The sequence below is a fragment of the Pseudomonas sp. SA233 genome (assembly GCF_054792385.1).
Genome location: NZ_CP096449.1, coordinates 4,351,981 through 4,365,770 on the forward strand (window position 1 = coordinate 4,351,981; position 13,790 = coordinate 4,365,770).

The 13,790-nt window shown below is 59.0% G+C and carries 12 protein-coding genes and 1 pseudogene; 8 read left to right on the forward strand and 5 right to left on the reverse strand.

The genetic code is table 11. From position 1 onward, the window contains the following. Positions 1-74: 74 nt before the first annotated feature. The gene (gene xenA / locus M1D87_RS19975) at positions 75-1,166 is read right to left on the reverse strand and encodes a xenobiotic reductase XenA (RefSeq protein WP_024087583.1); all 1,092 of its coding nucleotides are present in this window, start codon (positions 1,164-1,166) and stop codon (positions 75-77) included. 50 nt (positions 1,167-1,216) lie between these two features. On the opposite strand from xenA, the gene M1D87_RS19980 reads away from it, so the two are divergent. Further along, positions 1,217-1,552, forward strand: a complete 336-nt coding sequence (locus M1D87_RS19980) for an ArsR/SmtB family transcription factor (protein WP_003259528.1) — start codon at positions 1,217-1,219, stop codon at positions 1,550-1,552. 119 nt (positions 1,553-1,671) lie between these two features. On the opposite strand, the gene M1D87_RS19985 is transcribed toward M1D87_RS19980, so the two are convergent. From M1D87_RS19985 to mqo, 3 genes are all read right to left on the reverse strand, one after another. Beyond that, positions 1,672-2,289: a helix-turn-helix transcriptional regulator gene (locus tag M1D87_RS19985; RefSeq protein ID WP_013973785.1), complete on the reverse strand. Its 618-nt coding sequence runs from the start codon at positions 2,287-2,289 to the stop codon at positions 1,672-1,674. Further along, on the reverse strand, positions 2,289-2,933 hold the full coding sequence (locus tag M1D87_RS19990) for a hypothetical protein (RefSeq protein WP_039613975.1): 645 nt from the start codon (positions 2,931-2,933) through the stop codon (positions 2,289-2,291). Before M1D87_RS19990 ends, M1D87_RS19985 begins: the two co-directional genes overlap by 1 nt. Before the next feature lie 245 nt (positions 2,934-3,178). Beyond that, positions 3,179-4,816: a malate dehydrogenase (quinone) gene (mqo, locus tag M1D87_RS19995; protein WP_123083803.1), complete on the reverse strand. Its 1,638-nt coding sequence runs from the start codon at positions 4,814-4,816 to the stop codon at positions 3,179-3,181. Between the two features lie 404 nt (positions 4,817-5,220). Between mqo and M1D87_RS20000 the strand changes: the two genes are divergently transcribed. Further along, complete coding sequence (locus tag M1D87_RS20000) at positions 5,221-6,273, forward strand: proline racemase family protein (RefSeq protein WP_123083804.1); 1,053 nt, start codon at positions 5,221-5,223, stop codon at positions 6,271-6,273. Between the two features lie 152 nt (positions 6,274-6,425). Here M1D87_RS20000 and M1D87_RS20005 read toward each other — a convergent pair whose 3' ends face one another. After that, entirely contained in the window at positions 6,426-6,617 is a 192-nt protein-coding gene (locus M1D87_RS20005) for a YhfL family protein (protein ID WP_003254720.1), read from the reverse strand. A 220-nt stretch (positions 6,618-6,837) separates the two neighbouring features. Between M1D87_RS20005 and M1D87_RS20010 the strand changes: the two genes are divergently transcribed. The 6 genes and pseudogenes from M1D87_RS20010 to M1D87_RS20035 all read left to right on the forward strand — a co-directional run bounded on the left by M1D87_RS20010 (position 6,838) and on the right by M1D87_RS20035 (position 13,390). After that, complete coding sequence (locus tag M1D87_RS20010; RefSeq protein WP_123083805.1) at positions 6,838-8,292, forward strand: TrkH family potassium uptake protein; 1,455 nt, start codon at positions 6,838-6,840, stop codon at positions 8,290-8,292. Between the two features lie 161 nt (positions 8,293-8,453). Beyond that, positions 8,454-9,815 carry a Na+/H+ antiporter NhaA gene (nhaA, locus tag M1D87_RS20015; protein ID WP_038410099.1) on the forward strand — a complete coding sequence of 454 codons (1,362 nt, stop codon included), beginning with the start codon at positions 8,454-8,456 and terminating at the stop codon, positions 9,813-9,815. A gap of 38 nt (positions 9,816-9,853) precedes the next feature. After that, positions 9,854-9,934 (forward strand): annotated as a pseudogene (locus tag M1D87_RS20020) (chloride channel protein); the annotation flags it as partial. A 287-nt stretch (positions 9,935-10,221) separates the two neighbouring features. Then, positions 10,222-11,733, forward strand: coding sequence for a tyrosine-type recombinase/integrase (locus M1D87_RS20025; RefSeq protein WP_421091770.1), 1,512 nt, complete (start codon positions 10,222-10,224; stop codon positions 11,731-11,733). Positions 11,734-12,452: 719 nt separating this feature from the next. Further along, entirely contained in the window at positions 12,453-12,848 is a 396-nt protein-coding gene (locus tag M1D87_RS20030; protein WP_421091769.1) for a hypothetical protein, read from the forward strand. Continuing rightward, on the forward strand, positions 12,848-13,390 hold the full coding sequence (locus M1D87_RS20035) for a hypothetical protein (protein WP_421091768.1): 543 nt from the start codon (positions 12,848-12,850) through the stop codon (positions 13,388-13,390). Before M1D87_RS20030 ends, M1D87_RS20035 begins: the two co-directional genes overlap by 1 nt. The last annotated feature ends 400 nt before the right edge of the window (positions 13,391-13,790 follow it).

The window sequence follows — 13,790 nt, forward strand, 5'->3', positions numbered from 1 at the left end:
GCCTTGAGGGCAGTGGAGATCCTGTGTGAGCGGGTTTACCCGCGAATGGGCTGCAAAGCAGCCCCCTTCATGCCTCAGCGATAACGCTCGAGCCAGTGCGCATACGGTGCAGGCAAGGTCCAGGAGGCTTTCTCCACCCCCAACTCCTTGGCCGCAAAGTAAGCCCAGTGCGGGTCTGCCAGGTGCGCACGCCCTACCGATACCAGGTCCAGCTGATTGGCTTGCAGCGCTGCTTCCGCCAGTTTCGGCGTACCAAAACCCCACGCCGAGGTTACCGGCAGCTTCGCCTCACGACGCACGCGCTCGGCAATCGGCCCCATGAACGCCGGGCCCCACGGAATATTGGTGTCGGGAATGGTGAAGCCGACACTCACGCTCAGCAGGTCGAGGCCGCCAGCCTTGAAACGGCGCGCCAGTTCGATCGACTCTTCCAGCGTCTGCTCATCCCGGCCGTCGTACTCCAGCACACCAAAACGCGCGGTCAGTGGCAGATTCTCTGGCCATACCTCACGCACCGCTGCCAGGGTTTCCAGCAGGAAGCGGCTGCGGTTGTCGAAGCTGCCACCGTAAGCGTCGGTACGCTTGTTGGAGTGCTCGGAGAAGAAGCTCTGGCCCAGGTAACCATGGGCAAAGTGCAGCTCGATCCACTCGAAACCGGCATCGCGTGCACGGCGGGCGGCATCGACGAAGTCCTGTTTGACCCGGGCAATGTCGTCCAGGGTCATCTCGCGCGGCACTCGTGGCAGGTGCGCGCCGAACGCGATGGCGGACGGGGCAATGGTTTCCCAGCCGCGAGCGTCGTCGGCGGCAATGTGGTCGTCACCCTCCCACGGGCGGTTGGCGCTGGCCTTGCGCCCGGCGTGGGCAATCTGGATACCCGGCACGGAACCGGCGGCCTTGATTGCCTGCACCACCGGCACGAAAGCCTGGGCGTGGGCATCGCTCCAGATACCGGCGCAACCGGGGGTGATGCGCCCTTCCGGTGCCACGGCAGTGGCCTCGACCACCAGCAGGCCGGCACCGCCACGGGCCAGGCCGGCCAGGTGCACGTGGTGCCAGTCGTTGATCATGCCGTCCTCGGCCATGTATTGGCACATCGGTGGAATGGCAATGCGGTTGCGCAGGGTGACGTCCTTGAGGGTATAGGGTTCGAACAAGGCGGACATGGGCAAGCTCCCGGGCTGTCTGATTACGATAGTTCGATCATAATCGAACTATGGCAATTAATGATAGCCCCGTTATCATGACGACCATGCGAGCCTATCAACATCCCAATTCTGAAGACCTCACCCTGGAACGCCTGCTCTATGCCCTGAGCGACCCGGTGCGCCTGGGTATCGTGCGCCACCTGGCGGGCGTGGCCGAAGCCAGCTGTGGCGAGCTGGACGGCGGCCGGCCGAAGTCGAGCATGTCCCACCATTTTCGCGTGCTGCGTGATGCGGGGTTGGTGCATACCCGCAATGTGGGGACTACCCACATGAATTCGTTGCGTAGCGAGATGCTGGGGGAGCGGTTTCCCGGGCTGCTGGACTGCATTCTGCGGCAGCAGTGATTTTCCTGTGCCGGCCTCTTCGCGGGTAAACCCGCTCCTACAGGGTAATCACTGTCTTCAAGACCTGTGCGATCTCTGTGGGAGCGGGTTTACCCGCGAAAGGGCCAGAACAGGCAAAATCAATCTTCTTTCTTGCCCAGGGCAAACCGGCATACCTGCCCTCCCCTGAGCATGCACTCCTCATGGCTCACCTCGGCCCCACCCAAGGCCCCGATCAGCGCCAGGTCCAGCTCGCACACCACCGGGTGAGCCTTGGCCAGGTGATGGAACACGCAATTGTGCGCAACGATCTGCGGCTCGCCCCCCGAGCGGAAGAACACCTGTGCCTCGTACCCGGCATTGTTCATGTGCTCGACGATGCGTGCCTCATCCACCACTTGGTGCTCCAGGTCCGCCGCCAGCTTGCGCCCCAGCTGGCGCATCAGCGCCAGCAACGCCTCCTGCCCCAGCAAGCCGGCCACTTCCGCAATCAGCAGGTTGGCCAGCAACGGGTACTGCCGCGGGAACAGTTCGCGGGCCTGTTCGGTCAGCTCGTGCAGCTGCTCCGGGCGTCGCCCGGTGGGCCGGGTAGCGCCACGCTTGACCAGGCCGTCGCGCTCCAGCGCTGCCAGGTGCTGGCGCACCGCCGTGCGGGTGATTGCCAGGGCCTGCGCCAGGTCGTCGATGCTCATGCCGGCCGGCTGCAGCAGCAACGCATGGAGCAGGTCCTGTTGGGTACGGCCCAGGCCTTCGAGCATCAGAATTTGTCCGGGAACTGTTTGACCAACGCCGCAGCCAGAGCATCGGACAGGGTCAGAATATGCTCGCGCATCATCGCCCAGGTGCGCGCCTCGCCTACGTAGTCAGCGGCCGCCAACTGGTCGATCTGGGCCACGTGGTGTCCGCCGTGGGCGCTGAGCAGCGTCAGCAGGGTCGGCTCGGGCAGGTTCGGGTTGGCCTTGGCCAGAAACGCGGCGATGGCCTTGGCATTGCTGGTCAGCTCGTTGACCGCGGCTTGCTGGCCTTTTTTGTCCTTGGCCACGGTGGCGTCGCTGTAGTGCTTTATGGCGCCCCAGTGGCCGGCCAGCAGCTTCAGCAACTGATCGGCGGCAGGCTGGCCGTACAGCGGGGCAATACTGTTGGCGATCCTGGTGGCGTCGGTGACCACTTCCTTGGCAGCGACTTCAGCCTCCTTGGCGTTGCCGGCTTGATTGGCCACGGCATAGTTGCGCACCCAGAAGATGTGCTCGACCCAAAGGTCGCGCAGGGCCATGCGCGTGGTCATTGCAGCAGATTCGGCAGGTTTGGCGGCAGGGGGTTCGCTGGAGTAGGAGTAGCTTTGGCTCCATGCCGGCTGGGCGCACAGGGCGAGCAGCAGTAAGGCGGCAATCTTGATGTTCATGACGGCACCCTCCTGGAGGGGATCGACTGACAAGATTAATTTAAGCATCAAAATATGTTTTTATTGGGGCTGAGCTGGGTTTCCGATCAGTGGTTTCCTGAGCTGGCCCCTTCGCAGCACAAGGCTGCTCCTACAGATACGGCGCCGTACCTGTAGGAGCAGCCTTGTGCTGCGAAGGGGCCGGACACAGGCAACAAAAAAGCCACGAGGTCTCCCCCCGTGGCTTCTGTTACAACAATGGCCGATTACAGCGCCATGTCATTCTCAGGCTTGCTTTCAACCGGCTGGCTAGGTGCAACCGTGGTGCCGACGCTCTCGTCGATCACCGGTGGTTTCTCCAGTTGCAGCACTTCAGCGGTGTAGTTCCACTCTTTCTGGGTCGCCGCCGCCGAGTCGTTCAGCTTGGTGCCGTAGCTTGGCACGATCTGCTTGATCTTGGCCTGCCACTCTGGGGTAGCGACCTTCTCCTTGAACACGGTTTCCAGCACGTTCAGCATGATCGGGGCCGCAGTCGAAGCACCTGGCGATGCACCCAGCAGGCCGGCGATGGTGCGGTCTTCGGAAGCGACCACTTCGGTGCCCAGCTTCAGCACGCCGCCCTTCTCGGCATCACGCTTGATGATCTGCACGCGCTGGCCGGCCTGCCACAGGCGCCAGTCTTCCTTCTTGGCGGTCGGGAAGTAGGTACGCAGGGCTTCGAAGCGGTCGTCGTCAGACAGCATCAACTGGCCAGCGAGGTATTCCACCAGCGGGTACTGATCGATGCCGACCTTGGTCATCGGCCACACGTTGTGGGTGGTGGTGCTGCTCAGCAGGTCCAGGTACGAGCCGTTCTTCAGGAACTTGGTCGAGAAGGTGGCGAATGGGCCGAACAGGATCACGCGCTTGCCATCCAGCACGCGGGTGTCCAGGTGCGGAACCGACATGGGTGGCGCACCGGTCGAGGCGATGCCGTAGGCCTTGGCCATGTGCTGCATGGCCACGGTCGGGTTCTCGGTCACCAGGAACGAGCCGCCTACCGGGAAGCCTGCGTATTCCTTGGCTTCAGGAATGCCCGACTTCTGCAGCAGCTTCAGCGCGCCGCCACCGGCACCGATGAACAGGAACTTGGCGTCGGTAGCCGATTCGCTACCGTCCTTCAGGTTCTTGTACTCGACGTGCCACGAGCCGTCCTTGTTGCGGGTGATGTCCTGCACTTCGCTGGACAGCTTCAGGTCGAAGTTTTCCTGGGTTTTCAGGTGGCCGACGAACTGGCGGGTGATCTCGCCGAAGTTGACGTCGGTGCCGATTGGCGTCCAGGTCACGGCCAGCTTCTGGTTCGGGTCGCGGCCTTCCATCATCAGCGGGACCCACTTGGCGATCTGCGCGTGGTCCTCGGAGTACTGCATCGGGCGGAACAGCGGGCTGGCCTGCAGCGCGTCATAACGCTTTTTCAGGAACTTGATGTTGTCATCGCCCCACACGAAGCTCATGTGCGGCGTGGTGTTGATGAATGAGTGCGGGTTCTTCAGCACGCCCTGGCGGACCTGCCACGACCAGAACTGGCGGGAGATCTGGAAGGCCTCGTTGATTTCGATGGCCTTGGCGATGTTGACGTTGCCGTCCTTGTCTTCCGGGGTGTAGTTCAGCTCGGCCAGCGCGGAGTGGCCGGTACCGGCGTTGTTCCAGCCGTTGGAGCTTTCTTCGGCCACGCCATCCAGGCGTTCGACCATTTCCATCGACCAGCTTGGCTCCAGCTCGTGCAGCCACACGGCCAGGGTCGAGCTCATGATGCCGCCGCCGACCAGCAGCACATCTACTTTCTTGGTTTCTGCGGCGTGCGCTTGCATGACGCTTGCAGCGACAGCCAGACCCAGCAAGGTCTTGCCAGCTTTTTTGAACATTGATCGATTCCAGTCAGGAGAACAGAGGGCGGGCCTGTGGCTGGCCCAGGTAAAGCATGTTCTGCAGCGCAGGCTTGTTGTTGATCATTGTTCAGCAGCCAGAGAACCAGAAAACGACTCGGCCTTTTGTCGAATTGACCGACAAGGCTGAATCGTTTTTCCGATTGTAACTTAAATGCCAGCACAAACAAATTGCCGGCCCGGGAGTCAAGGTGGCGGGTTGTCTCAGGCCTGTGCGCCCGTGTGGGAGCGGGCTTGCCCGCGAAAGGGCCGGCACAGGCCTGCGCAAATGCCATTCAAAAAACCGGTCACCCGATCGGATTTATTCGACTTACAGCCCCGCCCTACCGCTTTATCCTGCGCCCCAGCCCCCGCCTCAATCCGACCTGAACAGGGCCGCCCATATGTCATTCAAACGCACCATCCACGCCGTCGACACCCACGCCGGCATCCCCATGCGCGTCATCACAGGCGGCGTACCGCACATCCCCGGTGACAGCGTACACGCCAAGATGAAATGGCTCGAAACCAACGACGACCAGTTGCGCAAGCTGATGCTGCGTGAACCGCGCGGCTATCCGGCGCACTGCTGCAACATCATCGTCCCGCCAAGCCACCCCGAGGCCGACGCCGGCTACATCATCATGGAGCAGATCGAGTACCCGGTGATGTCCGGCAGCAATACCATCTCGGTGGCCACCGTGCTTTTGGAGATGGGCATGCTGCCGATGCAGGAGCCGCTCACCGAGCTGGTGCTGGAGGCCCCGGCCGGGCTGATCCGTATCAAGGCCCGATGCGAGGGCGGCAAGGTCAAGGCCGTCACCTTCCAGAACGTACCGGCGTTCGCCGCACACTTGGATGCCGAAATCGACGTACCGCACCTGGGCAAGGTGCGCGTGGACGTGGGCTGGGGCGGCATGTTCTATGTGATCGCCGACGTGCGCCAGTTCAAAGGCCTGCAACTGATCCCGCAGCACGGCGCCGAAATCGCCCGGGTATCGTCGATGATCCGCCAGGCGGCTATCGAGCAACTGCCGGTGGCACACCCCGACTACCCGGGCATCGGCATTACCATCTCGCAGCTATCCGGCCCCAGCGAAGACCCCAACGCCGACTGGAAGAACGCGGTGACCATGACCTGCGGCGAGTTCTCGTGGGACGACCCGGCCACCTGGACCGGGGCGCTGGACCGCTCCCCGTGCGGTACCGGCACCTCGGCGAAGATGGCCACCCTGCACGCCAAGGGTGAGCTGCCATTGCACCAGGACTTCCGCCATCAGGGCCTGCTCGGCAACATCTACACCGGCCGCCTGATCGATGAAACCAGCATCGGCGGCAACGAGGCCGTGGTACCAACCATCACCGGCAAAAGCTGGATCTACGGCCTGAACACCTTCGTGCTCGACCACGACGACCCGTTCCCCGAAGGCTTTACCATCGGTGATATCTGGGCCTGAGCCCAGGCAGCGTTCAATGCACTGGTATCCGCGAGCCGGACCTTCTGGAAAGACCTGCATCTGAAGTGGCCACAAACAAAAACCCCCGGCCATGTACATGACCGGGGGCCTTGGATCACGCCGCAAGCGTCGCGATCAGGGAACCGCCAAGATTACTGCTGCTGAGGCAGTTTATCGATCGGGCCGCAGCCACCGATGATCTTGGAGATGGAAACCGAAGGGTGGAACAGGTAGTCGTAGGTGCAGTTTTTTGGCTGGTTGTAAACCTGACCAGTGCAACCCGACAGCAGGGCAACACCCGAAACGACAGCAACGGCTACAGTAGCCTTGAACAGCTTTTTCATACTAAGTCCTTTAAATGAATCATCTTCGGCCATCGTCTGATGGCGGCGGGATGATACAGAACCCTGGCATTGGATCCAAGCCGCAAGGTGCACTGGCTAGTTGCACCTGTGCAACAATCGAGTGGCTCTGTATGAACTGTCCTAAGACATTACGGCTTTTTTACTCGACATTGCTGTACGGCAGGCAATACTGCCGGCATTGTCCGCACGAGCTCAACTAATGCCGCTTCCAGCGTTGCGCTTCATAGCCTTCATTATTGGTGTATTCCTGATCACCTTGGCCGTCAGCATGGTAATCCCGATGCTGACACTGCTGCTGTACGACCGCAGCGATGATCTCGGCGCTTTCGTCTGGTCAAGCCTTATCGTGCTCTGCGCAGGCCTGGTCATGGTGGCCCGAGGCGCTCCCGGCGTACCGCAACTGCGCGCCAGGGACATGTACCTGCTCACAACGGCAAGCTGGGTCATCGTTTGCGCATTTGCGGCCTTGCCGATGGTGTTCATCCGGCACATCAGTTACACGGACGCGTTCTTCGAAACCATGTCAGGGATCACCACCACCGGCTCGACGGTACTGACCGGGCTGGACAATGCATCGCCTGGGTTGCTTATCTGGCGGTCTTTGCTGCACTGGCTGGGCGGCATCGGCTTTATCGGCATGGCTGTCGCGATCCTGCCCCTGCTGCGCGTAGGTGGCATGCGCCTGTTCCAGACCGAATCTTCGGATTGGTCAGACAAAGTGACACCCCGCTCGCATGTTGCGGCCAAGATGATCCTGATCATCTATGTGGGCCTGACAGTCTTGGGAACATGGGCGTTGTGGGCTGCCGGCATGACCCCGTTCGAAGCCATCAATCATTCGATGGCACTGATTTCAACCGGTGGTTTCTCTACCTCCGATGCCTCGCTGGGCCACTGGGGGCAGCCTGCGGTGCATTGGGTAGCCGTTGTCATCATGATCCTCGGCAGCCTCCCCTTCACCCTGTATGTGGCCACGCTACGTGGCCATCGGCGCATCCTGCTCGATGACCATCAAGTCCGTGGTTTCATTGGCTTTCTCGTCTTCATCTGGCTCACGGTCGGAACCTGGCTCTGCTTGCACAGCGATCTGTCATGGTGGGATGCGTTCCGTATCGTGGCGGTCAACGTCACCTCCGTGGTGACCACCACGGGCATTGCCGTGGGCGACTACACGCTCTGGGGCAGCTTCGCCATCATGCTGTTCTTTTACCTGACGTTCGTCGGTGGCTGCTCGGGGTCTACCGCTGGAGGCCTGAAGATATTCCGTTTCCAGGTGGCCGCGGCCTTGCTTGTCAGCAGCCTGAAACAGTTGATCCATCCAAGGGCAACAATCTCGAAGAAATACAATGGGCACCCGATCGATGAAGAGATCGTGCGCTCACTGCTGACGTTTTCGTTCTTCTTCTCAGTCACCATCGCGGTCATCGCCCTTGGCCTCTCGCTGCTAGGGCTCGACTGGACAACGGCATTGAGCGGGGCCGCTACCGCCGTGTGCAACGTCGGCCCGGGGCTGGGAACGCTTATCGGTCCTGCAGGTAATTTCGCCTCGTTATCGGACGCTGCCAAATGGCTGCTGACTGTCGGCATGCTGCTTGGACGGCTCGAAATCCTGACCGTACTGGTACTCGTCTCTCCAGCTTTCTGGCGATTCTAGGCCAGAGGTTACCCGCCCATCTTCGTGCTCATTCACGGTCACGTCATAGCCTTGAGTAGCGGTTGTTCGGTAGACTACCGCACGGGTGCCAGCTGCACGGTGCAGTGGGGCAGGTTAAAGAACAGCGCAGGTCGGGCCGCCATGCGGGAGTACTTGCGCCTATGCAAAAAAAGGAATTGTCTCGCGCCCAGGAATTGGCCGAGCGTGCCTTCGCCAACCTTGAACGCTTTCTGCACATTGAAGCGGTCAGCGGCATCGTTCTACTGGTTGCAGCTATTGCTGCGCTTATTTGGGCCAACTCCCCGGCTGCCGAAAGCTACGACGCCCTTTGGCATACACCGTTGACGATCGGCGTGGGTTCGCTGATCTATTCACAGTCGCTGCATTTCTGGATCAATGATGGCTTGATGACCATCTTCTTCCTTGTCGTGGGCATGGAGATCCGCCGCGAGATCCACGAGGGCGCACTGTCCAGCCTTCGGCAGGCCATGCTGCCCATGGCAGCCGCCATTGGCGGTGTAGCCGTACCCGCGCTCTTCTACCTGGGTTTTGGTCACGCTGCGGCGGAACAACAAGGCTGGGCCGTACCGACGGCTACGGATATCGCCTTTGCGGTAGGTGTCCTGGCGCTGCTCGGCAAGTCGATCCCGTCCAATGTCCGCGTGTTTCTGCTGGCCCTGGCCATCATCGATGACATCATCGCGGTGCTGATCATCGCGTTCTTCTATTCGGGCGGCCTCGATTACAGCGGTTTCGGGGTTGCGCTGATCGGCCTGCTGATGGTGATCGGGCTGCAGAAGATCGGAGTGGGTTCGGCCTACGCGTATATCATTCCCGGCTTTGTCACCTGGCTGGGCATCCTGTTGACCGGAGCCCACCCCACCCTTGCAGGCGTTGTGCTGGGCCTGATGACGCCAGTGGTCGCAATGCCGATGCGCGAGCGGCCACTGGATGCAATCAGCCGATTCACCGGAGAGCTGCTGGGGCGCGCCAGGGCGCCCGAGCGCGATGCCAGCGACCTCATGGACCCGTTGAAGCGCCTGCGCCTGGCCCAGCGCGAACTGGTGCCGCCAGTGGTGCGCATGCAAGGCACCCTGCACCCTTGGGTAGCCTTCGGCATCATGCCGGTGTTTGCCTTGGCCAATGCCGGGGTAAATCTTTCGGGTGTCGATTTGTCAGCCGAGGCCCCGCAGTGGGTGATGATCGCCGTCGCTGTCGCTCTGGTAGTTGGCAAACCCTTGGGCATCGTCAGCGTCAGTTGGCTGATGGTCCGCTTGGGCTGGTGCGCGCTTCCCGCCGAGGTGAGCTGGCGCAGCATCACCTTGGTCGGGCTGCTGGCCGGCATCGGTTTCACCATGTCGATCTTCATTGCCAATCTCGCCTTCGTCGATCCTGGCGCGCTGGGGGCGGCGAAACTTGGCGTGCTTTCGGCATCGGTGATTGCAGCATTGCTTGGCCTGGCCTGGGGTGCATACAGCATCCGTAAAGCATCTGCCATGACCAAAGCAAGTTCGATGACCTAGAAAACCTGACTGGCGACCCACTTCTATCACGCAAGTGGGGTTCGATACTTGCCGGGGGCGCAGCGGGCATTGCGGCGGCCTTAAACGCGCCTCTGGCCGGTATGGTGTTTGCCATTGAGTAACCAAGCCGCACGTTCGAGCAACGCCGGTGCTCTTTGCCGAAAGCTGTGCCGGACACGGCCTCGCATGTTCAATTTCTGCCCTGAATTTGCCCTAACCCAATGGCCAGAAACGACGAAGCCCCCGAAAACTTTAACGTTTTCGGGGGCCTCGCTTACTTCGCGTATGGCGGAGAGATAGGGACTCGACATTAATCACCTCAACCCCCTGAAAACGTTGAAAACATTGGCTTCCAGGCCTAATTTACGTACAATTTTTACGTACAATCACCACCGGAACCGCTGCCATGGCAGACCACCTCGAATTACAAGGCAGCACCTGGCACGTTCGCCTTTCCATACCCGCAGATGCCCGCAAGGCGTTCGGCGGCAGGAGGATTATGTCGAAGTCCCTGGAGACCGGACTGCGATCCGAGGCGATGAATCGCCGCTTACCATATCTGGCGTTGTGGAAGGCTCAAATCTCGGAGGCCCGTGCCCAGGCCAAGACCCTCAAGGAAAACTGGCGCCCCGAATTGGCGACTCGCAGCATGGCACTGCACCAACTGGTTGACGAGGAATTGTTGGCGGCTGTGAAACTTCCGCAAGGTCAGCAGAAATTGTCTGTAGGCAACGTTTCCGATGCCGATATCGACCAGTTCTTGCAAGGCCGGGACGCACTCATTAAGGCCGCCCGCAAGTGGGAAGAAAATGGGCCGAAGGGCATTGTTGCACAAGTTGTTGCTCACTTTGATCGGCTCCCGTCCAATATGGTGGAAGCAGTGCAAGCGTCTGCCGAGCTTGTTCAATCAATCGAAGCTCAGCTAACCGCATATAAGTACGGCCTGTCCTCAAGCGAAACTGTCGAGGCCAATACAATCGTACTGGCCCCAACCAGTTACAAGCCCAAGTCGCCAATTACCAAGCCCCGGCTAGCCGCGTTCCGCACGGCACGCGAAGAAAAGAACATTTCCGCGAAAAATGTCGATCAACAGGAATCCAAGCTTCAAAAGTTGTCCGCATTTCTCGCGGAGACGGGTAAGCCCCTGGACTTCGACTGCGTGACGGCCTGGCTTGATTCGCTGAATGTCGCTGCTAAGACAAAGGCGCAGTACATCAACGCCGGAACCACTTTCTGGAAGTGGGCGATGAAGTACGATGCCCAGTGGCGGGAAAACTTCAAGGGTGCCGTTAACCCGTTTGACCATCACGAACTGCCCCAGGCCAGGGGTAAGGCGAAGGCGGATGCCCAACGTGTGGACTTCTCGCTTTCCGACCTCACCAAGCTGCATTCAGCCGCCAGTGCCGGTGGGCACAACACGCTTGCTGACCTAATTCTGCTGGGCACGTACACAGGCGCCCGGATCGAAGAACTTTGCCAGCTACGTGCCGAGCATGTCATTGAGGTCGATGGCATCCTCAGCTTCGATATCACTGATAGTAAAACCGTTGCAGGTATCCGTGTCGTGCCAGTTCACCCCGCCCTGACTGACCTGGTGCAGCGCCTGATGGCCGAATCGTCAGGTGATTACCTTGTGCCATCTACCTCCCGCAACAAGTACGGCAATCGGTCTGACTTGCATAGCAAAGCATTCGGTAGGCTCAAAAAGGCCTTGGGGTTCAGCGCTAAGCACGTCTTCCACAGCATCCGGAAAACCGCCATCACTCAGCTGGTACGGGCGGAGGTCTCTGGCCCGCTTATCGCCGAGTTGGTTGGTCACGAAACGGGCACAGTAACTTTCGACATTTATAGCCAGGGCGCCAGCGCCGCACAGAAACTTACGGCCATTTCAAAAATCCCTACCCTGCCTGTGCAGTAGCCCAACCAATACCGCTTACCCCGCCCCACAACTTTCTATTGTTGCGGGGCACACGCCCTACAAACAATAAACGCAACAAAAAATGCTTGCATTACTTACTGAATTATGCTTGACAAAATCAAGTTCCATGTTAATCTATACGCTCTTTCGAGAAAACTTTCTCGCCACCTCGCAAAATCCCCGAACTGTATATACGCACTGGTAGTCTCTGGCATGGCCAGTGCGTGTTTACCGCCTGTTACCAGTCCAGGTAAAGACTGATGCTTCATTGGGAAAGTTGTACCGGTTAGTTGAGTCTCATGTTCTTAACTTCAAGGTAAGCCAGGCTAGGGCTGCAACGCAACTAGCCACTAATCCCCTGATACACCCGCACGGGTGATCCCGTTCTTGCAATCGCAAGCACAGCAGCAACACCAAACTTAAAATGCCTTTTACCCGAAACTCTTAGCCGAGCAACGGGTTTTCTTTTACCTACGAAAAAACATCATTCATTAATTCATTCAGGAAATTGTTATGGCCAAGCGCCCACTACGACGCAACACATGTGAAGGCTGCGGTAGAACGCACTACTCACGTAGCCCACTTACCCGATTCTGTGGTGGCACCTGCCAGTCACGCATCTGGAAGCAGAACAACAAAGCGACCCAAGCGGAGCTTGAGAAAGAGTATCTAGCCCAGGAAGCACGGAAAGAACAACCCACCAAACAGGAAGCCGCATAATGTCGGAAACGATTTACCTAGAAGTACGCAAGGGGGACGGTGCAATTTTGTCCTACTTCAACGAACTACCAAAACAGCAATCAAGCCACATTGATTATGTGCAAGCCACAATGACTGAACTCACATACCTATCATCCCTGGAGGATTACATTTTCCCAGCAGGCACAGTTGCCCAGCTAAGCGACCTTCTCGCATTCAGGGAGCGCGTATCAGCAACGCAGAAAGCGAGCACAGCCACATCCACAGCTTCCAGCAAAAGCGCATCACAACGCGATTCCGGGGCTTCCAGCAAGCTTAAGGACCAACAGCAGAAAAGCACCAAGCTGGCGAGCAAAACCGAATTCATGAAGGGCTTTAAGAAAGTCCGCACCCAACCGAAATACGGATACGAATAATGAAAGACACATACACTTACGGTGAAAAAGTAGTCGAGTTCTTCAAACGCGATGACGCCGAACTTCAACGCCTACTGGATAAAGAAATCTCCCTTTACAATGGCCGTTCCGAGGGGCTTCATCACAAGGGTATGGCCGCTCACGTAGACTGGGTGCGCCACAAACCTTTGGAACTTGCTCTAATCGAACTCCAAGATGAGTGGAAGCAAGGGTATACGATTGTAAAAGCTATTTCACAAGCCCTGTACTTGAAAGTTATCTTGCGGAAGCCGGAAAAAGTCATCAAAGCGGAACTTGCCAACTTGACCAAAACCGTAACTGCAAACTACGAGAAAGATCGCTACGAGCGAAACGTTGCTGAAACAGCCCGCCAGATGGAAATTACCATTTTCGCTAAGCGCCGCCGCGAAGAAGCCGCAGCCGCCGCAGAGGCCGCCGCAGCTAGAGCAGAACAACAAGCCGACGAGGAAGCAAGCGCCCTAGCCGACCTGCTGCGTGCCTACGCCACCCCAGCGGCAACCGAGCAAGGTGCAGCAGCGTGAACAACGAATACGAACACCGCCAGGGGCTGCGAATCGCGTTCACCCCTGCCGAATTTGCCGAACTGAATCGCCAGGCACGCAAACACAAAATGCACCTTCGTGCGTTCATAGAGTATATGGCACGGTGTTATGTAAACGCGGTACGGGCGGACTAACCGACGCCCTTGACGCCCTGGAAAAGTGTCGTAGCATATTCACTCCCCCGGCTCGTCCTGAGCCATCAGCTTCACCTACCCAGCCAATCGCCTCGTCAATCAAGCCAATTAGGCCGCTGATTCCATCGGGCTTCGTGCGGCCTTGGGAAAGTAGTTGAAGGCCGGGGGTAGTATAGACATTCGTTACGCTAATCTGCTCCAGGCCGCGTATTACGTGGCTTTCAGCAAATCAAGCCTTACAGAAA

Excerpts from the sequence above, each read along its gene's own strand:
- mqo (WP_123083803.1), bottom strand. The coding sequence starts at position 4,816 with ATGTTCAAAAAAGCTGGCAAGACCTTGCTGGGTCTGGCTGTCGCTGCA.
- nhaA (WP_038410099.1), top strand. The coding sequence starts at position 8,454 with ATGCAAAAAAAGGAATTGTCTCGCGCCCAGGAATTGGCCGAGCGTGCC.
- M1D87_RS19985 (WP_013973785.1), bottom strand. The coding sequence starts at position 2,289 with ATGCTCGAAGGCCTGGGCCGTACCCAACAGGACCTGCTCCATGCGTTG.
- M1D87_RS20005 (WP_003254720.1), bottom strand. The coding sequence starts at position 6,617 with ATGAAAAAGCTGTTCAAGGCTACTGTAGCCGTTGCTGTCGTTTCGGGT.
- M1D87_RS20010 (WP_123083805.1), top strand. The coding sequence starts at position 6,838 with ATGCCGCTTCCAGCGTTGCGCTTCATAGCCTTCATTATTGGTGTATTC.
- M1D87_RS19980 (WP_003259528.1), top strand. The coding sequence starts at position 1,217 with ATGGCAATTAATGATAGCCCCGTTATCATGACGACCATGCGAGCCTAT.
- M1D87_RS20025 (WP_421091770.1), top strand. The coding sequence starts at position 10,222 with ATGGCAGACCACCTCGAATTACAAGGCAGCACCTGGCACGTTCGCCTT.
- xenA (WP_024087583.1), bottom strand. The coding sequence starts at position 1,166 with ATGTCCGCCTTGTTCGAACCCTATACCCTCAAGGACGTCACCCTGCGC.
- M1D87_RS19990 (WP_039613975.1), bottom strand. The coding sequence starts at position 2,933 with ATGAACATCAAGATTGCCGCCTTACTGCTGCTCGCCCTGTGCGCCCAG.
- M1D87_RS20000 (WP_123083804.1), top strand. The coding sequence starts at position 5,221 with ATGTCATTCAAACGCACCATCCACGCCGTCGACACCCACGCCGGCATC.
- M1D87_RS20035 (WP_421091768.1), top strand. The coding sequence starts at position 12,848 with ATGAAAGACACATACACTTACGGTGAAAAAGTAGTCGAGTTCTTCAAA.
- M1D87_RS20030 (WP_421091769.1), top strand. The coding sequence starts at position 12,453 with ATGTCGGAAACGATTTACCTAGAAGTACGCAAGGGGGACGGTGCAATT.